Consider the following 18,484-nt stretch of genomic DNA (forward strand, 5'->3'; position numbering starts at 1 on the left):
ATCCCTCCGTATCAAAACATGTTGAGCGCGAGCCGCGCTTCTTCGCTCATCCGGCTCGGATCCCACGGCGGATCCCAAACGGTCTCCACCGAGACGCCGCGCACGCCGGGCAGGGCGGCCACCGCGTCTTCGACCTGGGCGGGCAATTCCTGTGCGCTCGGGCAGGCCGGCGCGGTCAGCGTCATCTCGATCTTGACGAGACCATCATCGCCGATCTCGATCGCGTAGATCAGGCCGAGTTCGTAGATATTCACGGGAATTTCGGGATCATAGACGGTGGCGATGGCGGCGATCACGGCGTCTTCGCTGGGCGGCGGCACGGTTTCTCCGGCCGGCGTCCAGGCGCCATGCGCGGCACGCTGCGGATCGCTGTTCGGTTGGTCATTCACTGGAAGCATCCTCCGTGCCGGCGAGGGCGGCGAGCAGCGCGTGCCATGGCAGGGTCGCGCACTTTACGCGCGAGGGAAATTCATGCACCCCCGCGAGCGGTAAAAGCCGTTCGAGGCGTTCGGCAAGCGCCGCGTCGAGAGGCGGCGCTTGCCCGGTCTTGGCAAGGGTCTGCATGGCGCCGGCAAGCGTGCGTGCCGCCTCGGCATCGAGCCCGGCGATGGTTTCGGCCATGAGATCGGCGGAGGCGATGCTGATCGCGCAGCCTTTGGCCTCGAACCCGGCGCGCGCGATCGCGCCGGTCGGCGCGTATTGCAGCCAGAGCGTAATCCGATCGCCGCAGAGCGGATTGTCGCCGCGCGCGCTCGCATCATAGGCGGCAAGTTTGCCGCTATGGCGCGGCCTGCGGCCGTGATCGAGAATGACGTCTTGATAAAGATCGCGGAGATCCTCGAACATCAGGCAAAAAACTCCGAGACGCGCAAAAGCCCTTCGGCGAGAGCATCGATTTCCGCCGGCGTCGTGTAAAGCGCGAAGCTCGCCCGCGCGGTGCTTTCCACTCCCAAACGATGCATCAAGGGCTCGGCGCAATGATGGCCGGCGCGGACGGCGATTCCTTGGCGGTCGAGGAGGGTTGCGACATCATGCGGATGCGCGCCATCGAGGGTGAAACTCACGACGCCGCCGCGATCTTGTGCTGCGCCAAAAATCCGCAGGCCCGGGATCGCGGCGAGGCGCGCGAGCGCATGGTCGGTGAGTGCCGCCTCATGCGCCGCGATCGCCGGATAGCCGATCGCCTCGACATAGGCGATGGCGGCGGCGAGGCCGATCGCCTCCAAAATCGCCGGTGTGCCGGCCTCGAATTTATGCGGCACCTGCGCCCATTCGCTGCGCGCAAAACTGACCGAGGCGATCATGTCGCCGCCGCCAAGAAATGGCGGCATGCGTTCGAGCAGCTCGCGCCGCGCCCAGAGCGCGCCGATCCCGGTCGGGCCATAGAGCTTGTGGCCGGTGAAGACATAGAAATCGCAATCGATCTCCTGCACGTCGACCTTGCGGTGGACGATCGCTTGCGAGCCATCGAGCAGCAGCTTCGCGCCATGCGCATGCGCGAGGCGGGCGAGCCGCGCCGCCGGCGCATAGGTTCCGAGCACGTTCGACATATGGGTGAGCGCGACGAGGCCGACCTTGCCATCCTCGAGCAAGCGGCTCAGGCTTTCGAGATCAAATTCTCCGGCCTCGGTGATCGGCGCGATGCGCAGCTCGACGCCATGCGCATCGCGCAGCATCTGCCACGGCACGATGTTGGAATGATGCTCCATCTCCGAAATCACCACCGCCTGGCCGGGGCGAAGCACACCGTGGCCATAGCTGTGGGCGACGAGATTGATCGCCTCCGTGCTGTTGCGGGTGAAAACGATTTCGTGGCGATCACGCGCGTTCAAAAGCCGGGCGACGGCGTCACGCGCCGCCTCATAGGCTTCGGTGGTGCGCTCGCTCATCCAATGGAGACCGCGATGGACATTGGCGTATTGCGTCTCCATCGCCGCTGTCATCGCCGCGATCACCGCGCGCGGCTTCTGCGCCGATGCCGCGCTATCGAGAAACACCAAATCCCGCCCATGCACTTTCTGCGCGAGAATGGGAAAATCGGCGCGCACCCGCGCGACATCGAGCGTAACCGGATCGCGTCCGGCGTTCATTGCGCGCCCTCCCACCAGCCGCCGATCGCGCTTTCGAGCAGGGCGCGAGCGGCGCCATCGGCAACGCCCTCGATCGCCTCATCGAGAAACGCGCGCACCAGCATCGCCCGCGCTGTCGCCTCGGGAATGCCGCGCGCGCGGAGGTAAAAGAGTTGCTCGGGATCGAGGGCGCCGATCGTCGCGCCATGGCTGCATTTGACGTCGTCGGCGAAAATTTCCAGCTCCGGCTTGCAGTCGATCTCCGCCTCCGGCGACAATAGCAAGGCTTGGCTCATCTGATAGCCATCGGTTTTTTGCGCGGCGCGCGCGACCTCGATGCGCCCCTGAAACACCGCACGGGCGCGGCCGTCGAGGACGTTTTTCACCGTCTGGCGCGAGGTACCGCCGGGCGCGTCATGGGCGACGACGCTGGTGATGTCGCCATGCTGATTGCCGCGCAGCAATTGCACGCCGCTGAGCGCCGCGTGCGCGCCGGTACCACCGAGCCGGGCGTGGGTTTCACTGCGCGCGAGCCGTGCGCCGACGCCAAGGGTGAAGGCGTCATAGCGGGCGCCGGCGAGAAGATCGACGAAAAGGGTCGCGGTGTGAAAGCTTTCGTGGTCCTCGGCCTGGATGCGGACGTGGCGCAAGGTCGCGCCGGGCGCGAGCGTGATTTCGAAGACCGGATTATGCCAGTAAACGCCATGGCCGGTGGCGTATTCGATCACGGTGAGCGTCGCCCCGGCCGCAAGCGTGATACGATGCCGGGGATGGACGAAGACCGGCGTCGCGTCTTCGGCGAGGGTGAGATGGACGAGTGCCAGGGTGCCAGCATCAACCCCCGCGGGCACGTGGATTGCGGCACCCAAGGCGGCGAAGCGGGCATTGAGGGCGGCGAGCGGCGCCGGCTCGGGATGTGCGCGGCCAGTTTCGTGCGCGCACTCGTCGCTCACGCTCACCGGCGGCGAGACCGAGAGCGAGGCCGCGCGTCGACCATTGATGAAGACGAGACGCGGGCCGGCAAGCGGCGGCAGATCGGCGGCAAGCGCGGCGGTCTCGGCAATCGCCGGCGCTGGCACCGGCGCCAGGGCAGCGAGCGCGCGAAGATCGGTATATTTCCAGGCCTCCAGCTTGCGGCTTGGCAAGTCGGTTGCCGCAAAGGCCGCCGTTTTTGCCATCGCGACGGTCATAGCGCGCCCTCGCTGACCGCCTCCAGGCCGAGCCCGGCATAGCCGCTTTCCTCGAGCGCCTGCGCAAGCTCCGGCCCGCCCGAGCGGAGAATGCGCCCGCCGGCGAGAACATGCACACGATCGGGGACGATGTGATCGAGCAGACGCTGATAATGAGTGATGACGAGCGCGGAAAACCCGGGCCCGCGCAACGCATTGACGCCATTGGCGACAATTTTGAGGGCGTCGATGTCGAGCCCGGAATCGGTCTCGTCGAGGATCGCGAATTTCGGCCGCAAAATCGCCATCTGCAGCACTTCGTTGCGCTTTTTCTCGCCGCCCGAGAAGCCGACATTGACGTTGCGCTTCAGCATGTCATCCGCCATCGCGAGATCACGAAGTGCCGCGCGAGCGAGTTTGAGAAACTGCACGGCATCGAGTTCGCTTTCGCCGCGGGCGCGACGGATGGCGTTGAGCGCGGTGCGGAGAAAATTGGCGTTGCCGACGCCGGGCAGCTCGACCGGATATTGAAAGGCGAGAAAAAGCCCGGCGGTCGCGCGCTCTTCCGGCGCCAGCGCCAGAAGATCGACACCGTCGAGCCGCACCTCGCCACCGGTCACCCGATAGCCGTCACGCCCGGAGAGGACGTAGGAAAGCGTCGACTTGCCCGAGCCGTTCGGCCCCATGATGGCATGCACCTCGCCGGTCGGGACTACGAGATCGATGCCGTTCAGGATCGGCTTGCCGTCGATCTCAGCGGTGAGGCCACGAATTTCCAGCATCTCAGCCCACCGAGCCTTCGAGACTGACGGCCAGCAATTTCTGCGCCTCGACGGCGAATTCCATCGGCAACTCCTTCAGAACATCCTTGCAGAATCCATTGACGATCAGATTGACCGCGTCTTCCTGCGAAAGCCCCCGCGAGCGGCAGTAGAAAAGCTGATCGTCGGCGATTTTCGAGGTGGTGGCCTCGTGTTCCACCCGGGCGCTCGGATTGCGGCTTTCGATATAGGGGATGGTATGGGCGCCGCAGCGATCACCGATCAAGAGACTGTCGCACTGGGTGAAGTTGCGCGCCCCATGCGCGCGCGGCATCATGCGCACGAGACCGCGATAGGTGTTGTTCGAACGCCCGGCGCTGATCCCCTTCGAGATGATCGTGCTTTTGGTATTGGCGCCGAGATGGATCATCTTGGTGCCGGTATCGGCCTGCTGATGATGGTTGGTGAGGGCGACGGAATAAAATTCGCCGACGCTCTCTTCGCCTTGGAGGATGCAGGAGGGATATTTCCAGGTGATCGCCGAACCGGTTTCAACCTGCGTCCAGCTGATCTTGCTGCGGGCGCCGCGGCAGGCGCCGCGCTTGGTGACGAAATTATAGATCCCGCCGCGGCCTTCGGCGTCGCCGGGATACCAGTTCTGCACGGTGGAATATTTGATTGTCGCATCATCGAGGGCGACGAGTTCGACCACCGCCGCATGGAGTTGGTTCTCGTCGCGCTGGGGGGCGGTGCAGCCTTCGAGATAGCTGACATAAGCCCCCTCTTCGGCGATGATCAGCGTGCGTTCGAATTGCCCGGTGTTGCGGGCATTGATGCGGAAATAGGTGGAAAGCTCCATCGGGCAGCGCACGCCCTTGGGGATGAAAACGAAGCTGCCATCGGTGAACACCGCCGAATTGAGGGCGGCGAAGAAATTATCACCTGGCGGCACCACGCTGCCGAGATAGCGGCGGACGAGTTCGGGATGCTCGCGCACCGCCTCGCTGATCGGGCAGAAAATCACCCCCGCCTTGGCGAGCGTTTCGCGAAAGGTGGTGGCGACCGAGACGCTGTCGAACACCGCGTCGATTGCGACATCGGGCGCGACATCGGGCCGCGCCTCGCCCGCGCCCTCGACGCCGGCAAGGATCGCGCGCTCGCGCAGCGGAATGCCAAGCTTTTCATAGGTCGCGAGCAATTCCGGATCGACCTCGGCGAGGCTTTTCGGCCCCGGCTTGCGCTTGGGCGCCGCGTAATAGTGGAGATCCTGATAATCGATCGGCGGGTGCTTGATCTTGGCCCACTCCGGCTCGCGGGTCTCGCGCCAAGCGGCGAACGCCTTGAGACGCCAGGCGAGCAGCCATTCCGGCTCTTCCTTCTTCGCCGAGATCAGGCGAATCGTGTCCTCGCTCAGGCCCTTCGGCGCGATCTCCATGTCGATCGCGGTCTCGAACCCCCATTTATAGCCGCTTTCGGTCGCGGCTTGGATCGGATCGCGTGGTTCGATACGGGCCGACATCAGAGCGTTTCCTCGACGGTGATCGACGGACGCGGCGCCGGCTGGGCGATGGGGGGCGCTGCAATGCCCGGCTCTCCGATCATCTCGGCCAGGGTGATATCGGCCAGCGCCTCGCGGATCGCCTCATTGACGCGCAGCCACCGCCCCGACATCGGGCAGCTTCCTTGCTGCTCGCAGACGGTCGGGCTGCCCTCGACGCACGCCGTGAGCGCGATCGGCCCGTCGATCGCGGCGATCACCTCCGCGACCGGCAGGGTGGCGAGCGGGCGCGACAGCCGATAGCCGCCGCGGGCGCCGCGGAGCGAGGTGACAAGGCCGTTCGCCGCGAGGATTTTCAGGACCTTAGCCACCGTCGGCTCAGGCACCAGGGTCGCGCAAGCGATGCCGGGCGCGGTCTGCACTGCCGCACCCCGCGCCAGTTGCACCAGCACCAGCACGGCATAATCGGTCAGCTTGGAAAGACGCAACATGATCCATCCCATCGTGAGACGTAAGAGGACCGAATAGGTCCTGATAGCTTGGAAGTGGCGTATCCCACCGCGAGCGTCAAGGGCTGGCGTCAAGCGATCGCGCGTCTCTTACGCGTTTTCACGCCGTTACGGCGGAACTGGAACCGCGGGAGCAAGAGGGTCGCCGGCACGTCGCGAAACCCGGCGGGGTTCATCGACCTTCGTCGTCGCCACGATCAGCGGGACAGTGCCGGCTCGGTCTTGCTGCAGTCGGGGATGCGGAGCACGAATTCGCGCGCGACTTCCTCTTCGGCGCGGCGGAGGCGGACGTCGCGGAGCTTGAGCGCGCTGAGCCCGGAATCGATATAGAGATCGATCGGCACCAACGCGAGCTGCACGGCAACGGCATAGCGCCCGCCGGAAATATCCATCAAAGCGTTATCGTTATCGGTCGCGCGCAGCATGTCCATCCGCAACCCGACCCGCCAGCCGGCGACGAGGAAGGCGTAAATGCCCTCATAGGCGGTGACGTCGCCGCGAACCAGCGTATCGGCGCCGAGCCAGGCGCCGAGTTGCGCCGGCGAGACCGCTTCCAAGGCGCCGATGGTGGTGATGCCATGCTGGATCAGCGCGGCGTCGATCTCGGGGAGCGGGACGACGGTAAATTCGCGTTGCGCGAGAAAGGCGGTGAAGGTCGCGCGTACCCGGTTGGCGTAGGTCCAGCGCCAGCGCGCCCGCTCCGCCTCGCTGCGCATCGTCACCGGGACACCGTTGAGGATGAGATTGCCGCTACCCTCATAGGCAAAGGGCAGCACTGCGATCCGGCGCGGCGCCTTGGCGCAGTAATCGGGTGCGATATGCGGCTTGAAGCTCTCGGGATCGGTTTCCAGCAGGCGATCGAAGATGCTTTTGCGCCCATGCTCGGTGAGATCGTGCTCGGGCAGAAAAAATGTCTCGATCGGTGCGCTGTCCTGGCTGTAGCCGGTCTCGCGCGAGATGGGGGTAACCGGCGCCGCAAGCGAGGGCGGCGACTCGTTCGACGTGGCGGGGGGTTGCGACACCGACTCGCGGCTCGCGGTGAGGGCAATTTGCAATGTCGTGGGGCTGCGCGGGATGCGCAAAATCAACTCCCGGCTCACCTCCTCCTCGTCGCGGCGCAAATCGACGTCGCGAAGATCGGTGAGATCAAGGAGCGAGTTGATGCCGATATCGCGCCCGGCGACCGCCGGACGCACTTCCATTTTGTATTCCGTCCCCTCGCCATGCAGCAGGGTCTCGCCGCTGCTCCCCGACGCCATGGCGAGTTTCAGCGTGACCTCCCAGCCCGCCAGCAGGAACAGGTAATAGACCTCGTAATGCTCGACCTCGCCATAGACCACGGCATCGACGCCGAGCCAGCGCGCGAGATCTTGCGGCGCAACGCGGGCGAGCTTGGCATCATTGTCGATGCCGTGGCGGGCAAGCACGGCATCGACATCCGGGACCGGGATGGTGATGAATTCGCGCGCGCTCAAAAACCCATCGACCACCCGCCGCAAGCGATTGGCGTCGGTCCAGCGCCAGTCAGCGAGGCTTTTCTGGTCGCGCAGCGTGAGCGCGACTTTATCGAGGACGTAATTGCCGCTGCCGCGATCAACGAACGGCAACACCGCGATCCGGCGCGGCGGCGCGAGCCTGAAAGCGGGCGAGATCTCCATCGCGATATGACCGGGATTGGTCTCGGCGACACGATCGTACCAGCGCTTGCGGCCATGCGCGTCAACCCCATGCTCGGCGAGGAAAAGCGGCTCGGCGGCGCGCTGGTCGGGGGTGATGCCGGTGCAGCCGGCGAGCGCCACCGCCAGCATGAGCCAGTATCGCGCGCGCCAAAGGCCGGAAACCCGCGCGCATGCGGCGGCGAGCGATGACAGGCAAGGCCAAGACACTGTTTGCTATTTCCCCTCGGCAATGGCGAGCACGGCGTTCCGGCTTGGTGGGCTGGCGCGGCGAAGCTGCGGCAGGGAACATCCGAGCAGGTTTTCCACCGCCTGAATCTCTGGCTCGAAAATCTCCGCCAGCCAATCGCGCGCGCGCGGGTCCATCGGCGGTGGCGGCGTTGTGTGCTCGATGAAAAACCGCTCAAAGATCAAGGCACCGAGGCGATGCGGCACCAGCGTATTGCCGATCCAGCGCGCCCAGTGCGCGCCGGCCAGTCGTCGCGCCCATTCGGCGCGTGGTGTCGCAAAGCCATTTTCGACCCGCGTCGTGTCGATCCGCGCCAACGCCCCGACATCGACCGCGAGAAAACGGAGGACATCGGCAAGCACTTGGCGATCGCCCTGGGCGAGGCGGCGAAGATCGTCATGGAACAGGATGTGGACGCGATCCTCGCCGAAAAGGCGGAGATAGCGCTCGATCTGGCGGGCGTAAAACCCTAGTTCGACATAGAGATTGGAAACCGCCCAGCCTTTCTCCGGGCTGTGCCAATCCTGCCGCAGCGCCTCGAAAAACGGCAGATGCTGCGCGCCCTCGCGGTAATCCATCAGGTAATGCGAATAGGCGCGCTCGATAGGGTCGCGGAGCGCGATGATGATGCGGGCTTCGGGCGCCACGGCATGGATGCGGGCCGGCGCCTCCTCGCACCAGAGATAAGAGGGGCTTGCCTCGCCAATCGCGGGATAATTCTTGCCAGCGCGAAACAGGCGAAGATAGGCCTCGCGATCGGAGATAAATACCGGGGAGGCAAAACGCTGGGCGCGGGAGGGGCGCACTTGCGCAAAATAATGCGGCTCCTTGACATCCTCGGGCATGAAGATCTCCGGATGCTGGCGGAGATAGGAATAAAGCGAGGTGGTGCCCGCCTTGGCGGCGCCGACGATGAAGAAATTAGGCCAGATCTCCGAACGCCGAACGCGAAATTTATTTTGGTCAATGCCACTCATAGGATAATCTTCCTTCCGCCACGTTTCGATCCGCTGCTTGATAAAGCGACATGATTTAACCGCCAGGGGCGGACGGTATTTTCGTCTTCACAATGACGGGATAACGTGCGATTCGGTCTCCGTAACGCCGACACTATGCCCGCTGATCGGCGCGCGGAACAGATGGCGAAGGGGAGAAAACGCCGGCATTCGGCCAAGCCGGAGGGGGCGACGTGAACGACGCGCGGGGCGTGTTTTTTCTTGACACCGGCGAGTGTGGCGGCTGCGCTTTGGAGATGCGCCTGGCGCGGGCGGCGCTCGCTCGCGCTGGATTAGCGCTCGTTGCAACGCCTGCCGAGGCGCATATCCTGCTGGTCGCCGGCCCACTCACCCGCGCCATGGCCTATGCGTTCGGCGCGGCATGGGAGGCGATGGCGGCGCCGAAGCACCTCGTGGCACTCGGCGATTGTGCGATCACGGGCGGGGTTTTCGCGGGCAGCTATGCCTGTCTCGACGGCGTCTCGGCGTTTGCCCCGCGCCTTCTGCTGCGCGGCTGCCCGCCGGCGCCAGACGCCATTGCCGCGGCTCTCGCCGAACTCGGGCGGGGCGAGACGGTACCCCGCGCCGCTTCGTGACCGCGTTCAGTGATGGCCGCCGAACCCGCCACCGCCACCGCCGCCATGAAAGCCACCGAAACCGCCGCCATGGAAGCCGCCGAAGCCCGAATGCGCGCCGGCGAAGCCGCCGAGACCGCCGCCCGGCCCGCCATAGGCATGCGCCCAGTTGCCATGGAAACCGCCGCCATAGCCGTGGCCAAAGCCGCCATGATCGAAGTAGCCGCCGTTATGATAAAACCCCTCATAGCCGCCGAAGGCGAGGGCGCCGAAACCGAGAAAGCCGAGCCCCCATCCCCAATAGGGGTCGATGCCGTAACCATACCCGTAGCCGCCATAGCCGCCATAGCCATAATACGGGTCACCGCCATAGCCGCCGTAATAGGGATCGCCGCCATAGCCGCCATAGCCGTAATCATTGCCGTAGCCGGCGGTGTAATAGCTTGCGTCACCGCCGCAACCGCCGAGCCAGGCGAGGAGGCCAAGGGCAGCAAGTAAGCGGCGCGGGATTCGCCTCGCACGCATCACGGAACGTTCTCCTTTTGCCCGCGCGGGATACGCGGACGATCATAGCATACATGGCAAGGCTTGCCGTGGGGAGAAGCGCCCCGGCGCGATCATTTCGGCGTCAACGCCGCGCCTCACTATCCCGATTTTCCTACCTTGCGCCGGTCCGCCCTTTTCATCGCCGGAGAGCCGGCGCATCTCAAGGGTCATGCGCGCGCAGTGGCGAAATCTCATAGCGCCTTTCCTGGCCGTGGCCCTCATTCTCTCGGCCTGGCTCCAAGGCGGGACGGCCAGCGCACAGCCGGCCGCGCCGCTGCAAGGCGCGGATGCCGAGGCGGCGCCATCCCCGTCGCTTTCGCCGCCGGCGCGGGTCGGGCGGGTTGCTGCGCTGCGCGGCGCGGTCGCGCTCCGCCAGGGCGAGGCGCAAGGCGAGTGGCGTGCTGCACGGCGCAACGATCCTCTAACCACGGCGAGCGCCTTGATCACCGGCGCTGGCGCCATGGTCAAGCTCGAAATCGGCCCGTCTCGGCTCTGGCTCGGCGAAACGGCGCGCTTTGCGATCATTCGCCTCGATGACCATCGCTTCGTCGGTCGGCTCTCCGCTGGCGCCATGTTTCTCGATATTCGTGACCCCGATCCCGGTGAGACCTGGTATATTGTGACCGCGCGCGCGACCCTGCGCGCCGAGCGCACCGGCCGCTTCGTCATCGAAGCCGGCGACGGCGCGGGCAAAACTCCGCACGCGACTCGGTTTTCCGCGCTCGATGCGCCGGCGGAAATCGTCAGTGGTCTTCGTTCCTATCGCCTCGGCGTTGAGCGGAGCGCGGTTTTCGTCGGCGCGGCAAGCCCCTATCGCGGCGCCGTCGGCGATTTGCAGGTCGATGATTTCACCCTCACGATGGGGGCGCATGATCCGGCGGAATATGCCTCGTCGCCGCCGGTCTTCGCGCTGCCGCCGCAAGTGGCCCGCATGACCGGGGGCGAGAACCTGCTCTCGGTGGGATCGTGGCGCAATAGCACCGCGTTCGGCCCACTCTGGTCGCCGCCCGAGAGCGGCGGCTACACGCCCTATACCGCCGGCACCTGGACCTATGTCGCGCCCTGGGGCTGGACCTGGGTGGACAGTACCAGTTGGGGCTTCGCGCCGTTTCATTACGGGCGCTGGGTGCCGGTCGATGGCAGTTGGGCGTGGGCGCCGACGCTGCCCAATGCGCCGCTCAACGCGCCGCCGGTCTATGCCCCGGCGTTGGTCGCCTTCGTCGGGCAGAATGCCGGGCTCGGGCTGGGGAGCGGTTTCGGCTTCGACCTCGGCACGCCATCGCTCTACCCCTTCGGTTCGCTGGCCTGGACGCCGCTTTGGCCGGGGGAATTCTATATCCCGCCTTACCCGGTCGACCGCACCTATCTGCGCGCGGTCAACCGGCTCGCCGTCGCCGATCCCGACCACCCGACCGCGCCCGACCCGGCAGCGCTCGCGCAGCGTGCGGCCTTGAGTGTCACGGCGCTGAGCCATGCCGCCGCGGCGGCGCGCGTGACATCGACGTCTGCGCCTGCCGCCGCGAAGACGTCCGAAGTCATCGATGAAATCCACACCAATGCCGAGCGGATCATGACCCATATCCGCCCGCGCTTCGCCCGCGCCATGGCCGCACGCAGCGCGACCCCCTCGCCGGGCGGTTTCGCGGCCCGCGCCACCGGGACCATGCCTCTCGCGGCGACGCGTTCGCACGCCTCATCACATCATTGATGCCGGCCAAGCGGCGGGCGGCCTTCTTGGCTTCGGTACCGGGGAATTGACAGGGGATCCGGATCTGCGCGCTAATCGGGCACTCACGCTTGGCGAGGGCGTCATCATCTGCCATCTCATCCAGCCATCTCATCCCGCGGCCTGGCGCCTTCGCGCTGATCCTGGCGCGCTTTGGCCGGTGCCGGTGATCGTCTGCGACCTGGCTGGGCTTGCCACTTGCCGCAAGGAATGACCGTTCTGGACAAAAATCATCCTCCTTCTCCGTTCGATGCGCTGTCGGAGGCGCCGTGGCGGCGGTTTCATACCGTCGCCGTGCTGCTGTTTGGCGTCGGCTGGGCGATGGACGCGTTCGAGGTGACTTTGGTTGGCAATGTCATGGGCGCGCTCGGGACGCGGTTTCACCTCGGCGGGCAAGCGATGTCGGTGCTGCTCGCCGCCTGGTTTTGCGGGCTGATGCTGGGGGCGGCTTGGTTTGGCGCCTTGTCTGACCGCTATGGCAGGCGGCGGGTTTTTCTCGCGAGTCTCACGCTCTACGGTCTCGCGACCCTGGCCGCCGCCGTTGCGCCCAATCTCACCGCCTTGCTCGTGCTGAGGGCCCTCGCCGGGGTCGGGGTCGGCGCCGAATATGCCGCGATCAACGCGGCGATCACCGAATTGGTGCCGCGTCGCGCGCGCGGGCGGGCTTCGGCGATCGTGCTCAATTTCTGGCCGCTCGGCAGCTTGCTTGCCGCTCTTCTCGCCTGGCCGCTGCTCGCGGCACTCCCGCCCGATCTCGGCTGGCGGATGGTGTTCGCGGCTGGCGGGCTGATCGCGCTCTCCACTGCCTGGCTGCGGCGCTATCTGCCCGAAAGCCCGCGCTGGCTGCTCGCGCAAGGCCGCAGCGCGGAAGCCGCCGCCATCCTCGCGCGGGTGACCGGCGAGGCGCCGGGATGGCTCGCGCTGCCCGCCGCGCCGGCTGCGAAAGCCTCGTTGATCACGCTGCTGCGCCAGGCGCCGGGGCGGCTTGCGCTCGGTGCCGCGCTCGATTTCGCCGAGGCCGCCGGCTATTACGGCTTGTTCGCCTTCCTCCCGCTCGTGGTATTGCCTGCCTTGCATCTTGCGCCGCACGCCTTGCCGCTCTTTTATCTCGCCGGCAGTTTCGGCGCGCTGGCCGGCGGGTTGGCCGCGGCGCTGACGCTCGATCGCTTCGGCCGGTTCTGGAGCGTGAGCCTGTTTTATGGCGCAACCGGGCTCGCGACCATCGCCTTGGCGCTCGCGTCCGGCCTTGGCGCCGGCGTCATCATGGCCGGGTTCGCGCTCACCAATCTTTTGGCGACGGCGAGCTGGATCGCCGCCTATCCGACATTTTCGGAACTGTTTCCGACCCATTTGCGCGCGACCGGCATCGGCGCCAGCGTCGCGGTCGGGCGGATCGGGGCGATGATCGCGCCATTCCTGGTCGCCGCCCTCGGGGCTCGCAGCATGGCCGCGGCGTTGTTTCTGCTCGCCGGGTTCTGGCTGTTCGGGGCGCTGGTGATGGTTGTCTGGCGGATCGCGGGTGGGATCGAAGGAAGCGGGCTGGCGCTCGAGCGGATCGCGCCCGCGGCACCAGCATCGGCAATGACGTCGGGGGCGTCGCGTGCCTGACGGCGGCGCGCGGCAGGACATGGCGGCGCCCGTGCCGCTGCTCGTCGCGGAGGGGCCGGTTCTGGTCTTCGGCGGCGGCTATAGTAACCGCGAGGCGACCGAGGCGCTGCTCGCCGAGGCCGAACGGCTCGGCATCCCGCCCGCCCGCATGATCTGCACTGGCGATGTCGTCGCCTATGGCGCCGATCCGCAGGCGGTGGTCGATCTCATCCGCGCCGCCGGGATCGCGACGGTGATGGGCAATTGTGAGGAGCAATTGGCCGCCGGCGCCGAGGATTGCGGCTGCGGCTTCACCCCGGGATCGCGCTGCGAGCGGCTTTCCGCGGCCTGGTTCACCTATGCCAGCGCCCATGTCGATGACGCGGCGCGGCGTTGGATGGCGGGGCTGCCGCGCCGGCTCGATCTCGTCATCGGCGAGCATCGCCTCGCCGTCGTCCATGGCGCGCCGAGCCGGATCAACCGCTTCGTTTTTGCCTCTCACCCGGACGCCGATCTTGCGCGCGAAATCGCCGCGACCGGCACCGAGGGCGTGATCGGCGGCCATTGCGGCGTGCCCTTCACCCGCGTCATCGCTGATCGGCTTTGGCACAATGCCGGGGTGATCGGCCTTCCCGCCAATGACGGAACCCCGCGCGGCTGGTTCAGCCTACTCACGCCCGGGCGCGACGGTCTTGAAATCCGCCATCTGCCGCTCGCCTATGATCACCGCCGGGCGGCGGCGGCGATGCGGCGGGCTGGGCTGCCGGAGGACTATGCCGAGACGCTGGAAAGCGGCATCTGGCCGAATGTCGATATCCTGCCGCCCGCCGAGCAAGCGCTGAGCGGCGCGGCACTCGCGGCCGAGACGCACCATTGGCCACAAACCGGCGCAATCGCATCGGCGCCGCGGCCGGCCTTCGCCGACCCAATGCGGACCGCGCGCGGCGAGCCGCATGCGACGGTGGCGCCGACCGGCCTCGAAACCCTCTGGTTCAACACCGGCACCCTCTGCAACATCGCCTGCACCGATTGCTATATCGAAAGCAGCCCGCGCAACGATCGCCTGATCTATCTCGCCCGCGCCGATTTCGACCGGCTTCTCGACGAGGCGGCCGCACACCATCCCGAGCTTGGCGAAATCGGATTCACCGGCGGCGAGCCGTTTCTGAACCCGGACACGCCGGGCATGATCGCCGCCGCGCTCGAACGTGGCTATCGCGCTTTGGTGCTGACCAACGCCATGCGCCCGCTGCAGCGCCACGGGGCTTTTCTCTGCGCGCTGGCCGCAGCCCACGGCGCGCGGCTGGCGATCCGGGTGTCGCTCGATCACTACACCGAGGCGGGCCATGAGCGCCTGCGCGGCGCCGGGAGTTTCGCGCCGACACTCGCCGGGCTTGGCATGCTTGCTGGGAGTGGCGCAGCACTTTCGATCGCCGCCCGCTTTCCCGCCGGCGAGGATGAAAGCGCATGGCGCGCCGGCTTCGCCGCCTTGTTCGCCGAGCGCGGCCTTGCGCTTGACGCCTTCGACCCCGCGCGCTTGGTGCTGTTTCCCGAACTCGCGAACCAGCCCGACCCGCCGGAGGTGAGTGCGACCTGCTGGCAGACCTTGGCGCGGCGCGGGCGGCGGGTGATGTGCGAGACCTCACGCATGGTCGTCCATCGCCGCGGCGAGGCGGTGCCGCGCCTCGTCGCCTGCACCTTGCAGCCTTATGCGCCGGACTTCGATCTCGGCACCGATCTTGCCGCGGCCATGCGCCCGGTGACCCTCAATCACCCGCATTGCGCGCGGTTTTGCGTCTTCGGCGCCGCGTCCTGCTCGGCGCCGGCGGGATAGGGCGCCAAGCATAAAAAAATAATAACTCGGGTTACGATGAGAGCGTGGAATCCGCCTTGCGCTCACGTAATGTTTATATAAACATAGCGCGATCACCGAAGGGAACCTCCCGGCAGGTTTCCCCGATTTCCAGAGAGCGGAGGAAATACCTTGTTATCAAAAGCGTGGATCTGGCCACTGGTGGCCGGGATGGGGATTTGCGCGCTCATCGCCCCGGATCTCGCGGCGGCGGAGGATAGCGTCGGGCCGGTCATCCCGGCGCCAGCGCCGGCGGTCGTCAATCCGACCTATGACCCCGGTTATGACAATATGTCCGACTATTTCTCGCATTGGTTCGACCGCGTCGACCGCGCGCAAGCCGAGCAGCCGCATTGGATGACGCCGATCATCACCGTGACCCCGCGTCTCGAGGAGGAATTCCGCTGGGACCAGTATTGGGAGCACGCGCCCAACGGCGCCAATATCGACGTCTATGATTCCGGCAAGGGGCTGGAACTGATCCCGACCGAAACCGAGGAACTCATCCTCAACACCCCGCCCTATGTCACCACCGGCAACATCCCGCGCGGCGCCAGCGGCTTCGCCGACTGGCCGGTGTTTCTGTTCAAGCAGCGCCTGGCCTCGGCCAACGAGCAGAACGGCAATTATATCCTGACCCTGTTCTTCTCCGGCCAGGCGCCGATCGGCATCCCGCGCTATAGCGAAAACGCCTATGTCCTCACCCCGACCATCGCCGGCGGCTTCGGCATCGGCGATTTCGACCTCCAGGCGACGTTCGGCACCCCGTACCCGACCGATCATCTCAGTACCATCGGGGCGCAGCTCGCGACCAATGTCACGCTGCAATATCATTTTCTGGACTATTTATGGCCGGAATTCAGCATCACCGATCTCGATTTTCTGAGCGGCGCGCGTGGCGGCAAGAACGAGATCTTCCTGTTTCCCGGCATTCTTTTCGGCCGCTTTCAGCTCTATGGACGCCTGCGTATGACCTTCGGTTTCGGCTATCAGTTCGCGGTCTCGCCGCATGCCGAATATGACCCGCTGACGCCGACCTACACCCATGCCTGGATTTTCTCGGTGCGGTTTCCGTTCTGATCCGTTCACGGTTGTGTGACCGCGACACTGCATCCATTCCGCTGCCCCGCGCGTAAGTCAGGGCAAAGCAGCGAGTGGTTGGGGTCTCATGTCTGAAAAGCCGTTGGAGAGCTTCGTCGGCGTGGTCGGCAAGGAAACCTGGTGGTCACGTATCGCGGCGCTGGAAGCGGCGGCTGCGGAGGGGCGGCGCTGTGGCCGGGCGGCGCGGCAGCGGCATGCGATCGAGCTGACCATCGCCCGGCTGCTGCGCGCGCCGGCGCGCGCGCCGAATGCCGCGGAAAGCGAAATCGTCCATCTCGCCGGCTTGCTTGCGGCGTCGTTTCGCGGCCTCGCCGCGAAGGGAAAGGCGGCGCTGCACGCCAGCCTCCACGCCGCGCTCAGTGGCGATGGCGCGCTCACCCCGATTTTTCACCAGATGCGGGTCGCCGAGCGGCATCGGCGGCGGGGATTTTCGGTCAGTTTCGCCGGGCTCGAGACCGGCGCCGCGTTCGATCTCGCGATCAGCCGCAATGGTGCCCGCGCCGAAATCGTCTGCGATGTCCTCTCCGCCGAGGATGGACGCGAGGTTTCGCGGCAGGCCTGGCGGCAGCTCGCCGACCGCGTCGATCCCGATCTGCACGCCTGGCTTGCCGCTCACCCCGGCCGCTATCTCCTCAAGATGACGCTGCCGCAGGGGTTGCGGGCTGATGGGGGCGGAGAGACTGCGAGCCCCGCGCACCTGCAGGCGCGCATCCGCACGCTTTTGGCGGGTGATGGTCGGGCGCAGCAGGATGAGACGGCGGTGCTGCGGCTCGATCCGCTCGTCCTCGCCGGGACGGACACCAGTCAACACGGCCTACTCGCGCAATTGCGCGGCGATTTTGGTCCCGAAGCGCATCTTTCGGTCACCGTCGCCGGCCAGGGCGTGTTCGTCATGGCAGCGCGCGCGGCGCGCGAGGACGATGTCGGGACGGCGCTCAGGCGGCGCCTCGCGGCGCTCAGCGGCAGCCGTCTGAGCGGCGCCGCGCCTGGCGTTCTGGCGATGTTTCTCGAGGATACCGATCTCGCCGAATGGCGTGGCTTGCGCGAGACGCTTCGCCTCGAGGGCGCGGCGCGGGGCTTCCTCGCCGGCGCCGAGGCGCGTCCGGTGGCCGCGGTGAGCTGCGCGACGCGGGCCGAACTCGTCGGCCTGCCGGTGCCGCAAGCCGCGGCGGGCGGCGAAGTGCGCTTTGCCAACCCCGCTCACCCGGCCGCGCGTTCCCCCGAACTCGCGGCGGCGATCCGCTCGGCGGAGTGAGCGCTCGAACCGGGCGGCGCGGCGTCAGGCCGATCGCGCTCTAGCGACGAGGTCGCGGAGCTTGGCGGCGGCGGCGGTGCCTTTGAGGACGTCACGCCAATTGGCTTCGGCGACGCGCTGATGCGCGCCGACGGCGTCATCGGCGCTGGTCACCATCGCAACGCCGGGCTGGCCATTCGGCGCGGTATCGGGTGGGAACGGGTTGACGGCGAGGCTGGCGCGATCGCGGGTGCGGAGAATCTCGAATGTGCTGCTCGGCTCACCCGATTGCAGGAGGCCGAATTGCAGGCCCATCGGCTCGGTTTCCATCAGACTTGCGGTATGTTCGATTTCGGTGGCGGCGATGTCGCGGCAGACGCGGCGCATCCGTTCCGAAAGCGGCAGCGCGCTCGCGATCCCGCCTTCGAGGAAGCGGGCGATCGAGGAGGCCGAGACCATGGCGATGATGCTCGGGCGTCGCGCTTGGTAGGATTTCTTGCGGGCGGCAAGGAGGCCGAGCAATTGCTCCGCTGCCGAGCGCATGGCGCCGCGCTCCGCCCCGGCGGCGTCGGCGGCTTCGAAAAAGGCTTCGGCGAGCGCCGAATCATAGTTGGCGGAGGTGGTGAGATAACAGATCGGCTGGTGCACGAGCAGGATCTGATCGGCGGTTTCCTCGATCTGGCGGAGGCGCTCGAAATAGCCGGCAGGACGATTATAATATTCGACCCCGATCCCAAGTAGGGATAAGGGCGAAATTTTGAGCAATTCAGCCAAACGCTGAATGGTGTCGAGCTTGATGACTTCGCCTTTTTCATAGCGATAGAGCGCTGCCCGGGAGACGCCGAGACGAGCGGCGATTTCCTCGGCGCGAAGGCCGGTTTCCATGCGATAAGCGCGCAGTTGCTGGCCGATCTCAGTGAAGCGCATGAGCGGTATCCCTCCAGAGCTCGAATCACC

Annotated in this window: 17 protein-coding genes; 6 read left to right on the forward strand and 11 right to left on the reverse strand. The window is 66.4% G+C overall.

Going from position 1 to position 18,484, the window contains the following annotated elements; genetic code table 11:
• Window positions 1-11: 11 nt before the first annotated feature.
• From DEF76_RS04785 to DEF76_RS04825, 9 genes are all read right to left on the reverse strand, one after another.
• Window positions 12-398: an SUF system Fe-S cluster assembly protein gene (locus DEF76_RS04785; protein WP_114911344.1), complete on the reverse strand. Its 387-nt coding sequence runs from the start codon at window positions 396-398 to the stop codon at window positions 12-14.
• Complete coding sequence (gene sufU / locus DEF76_RS04790) at window positions 382-846, reverse strand: Fe-S cluster assembly sulfur transfer protein SufU (RefSeq protein ID WP_114911345.1); 465 nt, start codon at window positions 844-846, stop codon at window positions 382-384. The genes DEF76_RS04785 and sufU overlap by 17 nt, the downstream gene beginning before the upstream one ends.
• A complete protein-coding gene (locus DEF76_RS04795; protein ID WP_114911346.1) occupies window positions 846-2,090 on the reverse strand; it encodes an aminotransferase class V-fold PLP-dependent enzyme in 1,245 nt (414 codons plus the stop codon). The genes sufU and DEF76_RS04795 overlap by 1 nt, the downstream gene beginning before the upstream one ends.
• Complete coding sequence (gene sufD, locus DEF76_RS04800; protein WP_240319108.1) at window positions 2,087-3,259, reverse strand: Fe-S cluster assembly protein SufD; 1,173 nt, start codon at window positions 3,257-3,259, stop codon at window positions 2,087-2,089. Before sufD ends, DEF76_RS04795 begins: the two co-directional genes overlap by 4 nt.
• Window positions 3,256-4,020: a Fe-S cluster assembly ATPase SufC gene (gene sufC / locus DEF76_RS04805; RefSeq protein WP_114911347.1), complete on the reverse strand. Its 765-nt coding sequence runs from the start codon at window positions 4,018-4,020 to the stop codon at window positions 3,256-3,258. The genes sufD and sufC overlap by 4 nt, the downstream gene beginning before the upstream one ends.
• 1 nt (window position 4,021) lies before the next feature.
• Window positions 4,022-5,518, reverse strand: a complete 1,497-nt coding sequence (gene sufB, locus DEF76_RS04810) for a Fe-S cluster assembly protein SufB (protein WP_114911348.1) — start codon at window positions 5,516-5,518, stop codon at window positions 4,022-4,024.
• Window positions 5,518-5,988, reverse strand: coding sequence for an SUF system Fe-S cluster assembly regulator (locus tag DEF76_RS04815; protein WP_114913674.1), 471 nt, complete (start codon window positions 5,986-5,988; stop codon window positions 5,518-5,520). Before DEF76_RS04815 ends, sufB begins: the two co-directional genes overlap by 1 nt.
• A gap of 215 nt (window positions 5,989-6,203) precedes the next feature.
• Window positions 6,204-7,892 (reverse strand): GNA1162 family protein, encoded by a 1,689-nt coding sequence (locus DEF76_RS04820; protein ID WP_162800481.1) that lies wholly within the window; start codon window positions 7,890-7,892, stop codon window positions 6,204-6,206.
• 6 nt (window positions 7,893-7,898) lie between these two features.
• Window positions 7,899-8,888 carry a sulfotransferase family protein gene (locus DEF76_RS04825; protein ID WP_114911350.1) on the reverse strand — a complete coding sequence of 330 codons (990 nt, stop codon included), beginning with the start codon at window positions 8,886-8,888 and terminating at the stop codon, window positions 7,899-7,901.
• Between the two features lie 212 nt (window positions 8,889-9,100).
• On the opposite strand from DEF76_RS04825, the gene DEF76_RS04830 reads away from it, so the two are divergent.
• Window positions 9,101-9,502 carry an NADH-quinone oxidoreductase subunit B family protein gene (locus tag DEF76_RS04830; protein WP_114911351.1) on the forward strand — a complete coding sequence of 134 codons (402 nt, stop codon included), beginning with the start codon at window positions 9,101-9,103 and terminating at the stop codon, window positions 9,500-9,502.
• A gap of 6 nt (window positions 9,503-9,508) precedes the next feature.
• Here the strand turns inward: DEF76_RS04830 and DEF76_RS04835 are convergent, their stop codons facing one another.
• Window positions 9,509-10,006: a hypothetical protein gene (locus tag DEF76_RS04835; RefSeq protein WP_114911352.1), complete on the reverse strand. Its 498-nt coding sequence runs from the start codon at window positions 10,004-10,006 to the stop codon at window positions 9,509-9,511.
• A 232-nt stretch (window positions 10,007-10,238) separates the two neighbouring features.
• Between DEF76_RS04835 and DEF76_RS04840 the strand changes: the two genes are divergently transcribed.
• The 5 genes from DEF76_RS04840 to DEF76_RS04865 all read left to right on the forward strand — a co-directional run bounded on the left by DEF76_RS04840 (window position 10,239) and on the right by DEF76_RS04865 (window position 17,548).
• Complete coding sequence (locus DEF76_RS04840) at window positions 10,239-11,735, forward strand: DUF6600 domain-containing protein (protein ID WP_162800482.1); 1,497 nt, start codon at window positions 10,239-10,241, stop codon at window positions 11,733-11,735.
• Window positions 11,736-11,963: 228 nt separating this feature from the next.
• Window positions 11,964-13,361, forward strand: coding sequence for an MFS transporter (locus DEF76_RS04850; protein ID WP_114911355.1), 1,398 nt, complete (start codon window positions 11,964-11,966; stop codon window positions 13,359-13,361).
• Window positions 13,354-15,174: a radical SAM protein gene (locus DEF76_RS04855; protein WP_240319109.1), complete on the forward strand. Its 1,821-nt coding sequence runs from the start codon at window positions 13,354-13,356 to the stop codon at window positions 15,172-15,174. The genes DEF76_RS04850 and DEF76_RS04855 overlap by 8 nt, the downstream gene beginning before the upstream one ends.
• A gap of 150 nt (window positions 15,175-15,324) precedes the next feature.
• On the forward strand, window positions 15,325-16,272 hold the full coding sequence (locus DEF76_RS04860; RefSeq protein WP_162800483.1) for a hypothetical protein: 948 nt from the start codon (window positions 15,325-15,327) through the stop codon (window positions 16,270-16,272).
• Window positions 16,273-16,360: 88 nt separating this feature from the next.
• Window positions 16,361-17,548: a hypothetical protein gene (locus tag DEF76_RS04865; RefSeq protein ID WP_114911357.1), complete on the forward strand. Its 1,188-nt coding sequence runs from the start codon at window positions 16,361-16,363 to the stop codon at window positions 17,546-17,548.
• A 24-nt stretch (window positions 17,549-17,572) separates the two neighbouring features.
• Here the strand turns inward: DEF76_RS04865 and DEF76_RS04870 are convergent, their stop codons facing one another.
• Window positions 17,573-18,454, reverse strand: coding sequence for a helix-turn-helix domain-containing protein (locus DEF76_RS04870; protein ID WP_114911358.1), 882 nt, complete (start codon window positions 18,452-18,454; stop codon window positions 17,573-17,575).
• Window positions 18,455-18,484: the final 30 nt, after the last annotated feature.

The sequence above is a fragment of the Acidibrevibacterium fodinaquatile genome (assembly GCF_003352165.1).
Taxonomy (GTDB): domain Bacteria; phylum Pseudomonadota; class Alphaproteobacteria; order Acetobacterales; family Acetobacteraceae; genus Acidibrevibacterium; species Acidibrevibacterium fodinaquatile.

Excerpts from the sequence above, each read along its gene's own strand:
- DEF76_RS04785 (WP_114911344.1), bottom strand. The coding sequence starts at position 398 with ATGCTTCCAGTGAATGACCAACCGAACAGCGATCCGCAGCGTGCCGCG.
- sufU (WP_114911345.1), bottom strand. The coding sequence starts at position 846 with ATGTTCGAGGATCTCCGCGATCTTTATCAAGACGTCATTCTCGATCAC.
- DEF76_RS04795 (WP_114911346.1), bottom strand. The coding sequence starts at position 2,090 with ATGAACGCCGGACGCGATCCGGTTACGCTCGATGTCGCGCGGGTGCGC.
- sufD (WP_240319108.1), bottom strand. The coding sequence starts at position 3,259 with ATGACCGTCGCGATGGCAAAAACGGCGGCCTTTGCGGCAACCGACTTG.
- sufC (WP_114911347.1), bottom strand. The coding sequence starts at position 4,020 with ATGCTGGAAATTCGTGGCCTCACCGCTGAGATCGACGGCAAGCCGATC.
- sufB (WP_114911348.1), bottom strand. The coding sequence starts at position 5,518 with ATGTCGGCCCGTATCGAACCACGCGATCCGATCCAAGCCGCGACCGAA.
- DEF76_RS04815 (WP_114913674.1), bottom strand. The coding sequence starts at position 5,988 with ATGTTGCGTCTTTCCAAGCTGACCGATTATGCCGTGCTGGTGCTGGTG.
- DEF76_RS04825 (WP_114911350.1), bottom strand. The coding sequence starts at position 8,888 with ATGAGTGGCATTGACCAAAATAAATTTCGCGTTCGGCGTTCGGAGATC.
- DEF76_RS04835 (WP_114911352.1), bottom strand. The coding sequence starts at position 10,006 with ATGCGTGCGAGGCGAATCCCGCGCCGCTTACTTGCTGCCCTTGGCCTC.
- DEF76_RS04850 (WP_114911355.1), top strand. The coding sequence starts at position 11,964 with ATGACCGTTCTGGACAAAAATCATCCTCCTTCTCCGTTCGATGCGCTG.
- DEF76_RS04865 (WP_114911357.1), top strand. The coding sequence starts at position 16,361 with ATGTCTGAAAAGCCGTTGGAGAGCTTCGTCGGCGTGGTCGGCAAGGAA.
- DEF76_RS04870 (WP_114911358.1), bottom strand. The coding sequence starts at position 18,454 with ATGCGCTTCACTGAGATCGGCCAGCAACTGCGCGCTTATCGCATGGAA.